The following is a 1,266-nucleotide window of genomic DNA, read 5'->3' as shown; positions in this document are numbered from 1 at the left end:
CCGCATGGGCCTTTAGGTTTGTGAAGTGGTAAGATTCCAAGATTTTGGTAGCTTGCTGTCAAAAGAAAAACAGAGCAGGCTACCCTATCGCTGGGCAAGGTTGATGACCTATGGGCCGATTTAGGACCTGCTCTGTCTCTACTTGTAAGTCTCGGATAGAAATTTGGGAGGTTAGACCCATTAGCAAGGTATTGAGCACATAACAAGTAGACTTTTGATAACTCAAAATTACGACTAAACATGGATATTCACTATTTTGTTGGAATCGACATTTCTAAATCGAGCCTTGATTGGGCTGTTTACAATGGTAAGAGGATGGTATTACAAACCAACACTCCTAATTCCGTCGCTGGTATTAAAACTGCCCTGCGCCTGTTAAAAACACTGCCTGATTGGACGTCTCTTCAAGCGGTGTTTTGTATGGAACACACAGGCATTTACAATGCCCATTTGCTCGATTTTTTGCACAAATTACACTTTCCCATTTGGTTAGAGTCATCTTTACAAATTAAAAAAGCAGGAGGGTTACAACGAGGAAAAACTGACAGTATCGATGCACAACGCATTGCTGAGTATGCTTATCGCTTCCGAGACCATCTTCGATTATGGGAACCTCCAAGGGTTGTTGTTCAGCAATTAGCTATGTTAAGTGCTACTCGTCAGCGACTTATTGGAGTTTATAACCAATTAGCCGGACCATTAGTCGAGCAACAAGGCTTTACTGCTCCTACTTTACAAAAGCAACTTTCAAAAACTTGTCAAGCATCCTTAAAGGCTTTAGAAGCTGACCGAAAAGCTATTGATAAAGCTATTGCTCAACTCATTGCCAATGATGATCAACTGGCTCAACTCTTCGGGCTGATTAGTTCTGTGCCAGGTATCGGTACAGCGACTGCCACTGAGGTTATTATCTCTACCAATGAATTAAAAACCATTACAGAACCCAAAAAAATGGCGTGCCACGCTGGCGTTGCCCCCTTCAATTATCAATCAGGAAGTAGTGTTCGAGGACGACCTGGAGTAAGCCACCATGCCCGTAAACGTTTAAAATCTCTTTTTCATTTAGCGGCTATGTCAGCCATTCAAATCAAAGGAGAACTACAAGACTATTATAAAAGAAAAGTAGCTGAGGGTAAAAACAAAATGTTGGTTCTCAATGCGGTTCGAAATAAGCTTATTCATCGTATGTATGCTGTGGTGGAGCGAGGTGAAAAATATGATAAAAATTATAGGTCAACCCTTGTTTAAACCATAGAAATCGGCCCC

General features: G+C 41.5%; 1 protein-coding gene. It reads left to right on the top strand.

What is annotated here, in order from left to right; all coding sequences use genetic code 11:
• Window positions 1-240 precede the first annotated feature (240 nt).
• On the top strand, window positions 241-1,248 hold the full coding sequence (locus AC23P2_RS31045; protein ID WP_487776780.1) for an IS110 family RNA-guided transposase: 1,008 nt from the start codon (window positions 241-243) through the stop codon (window positions 1,246-1,248).
• Window positions 1,249-1,266 lie beyond the last annotated feature (18 nt).

The sequence above is a fragment of the Runella sp. R0.1_18 genome (assembly GCF_057652155.1).
This window is presented reverse-complemented; position numbering and strand designations above follow the sequence as displayed.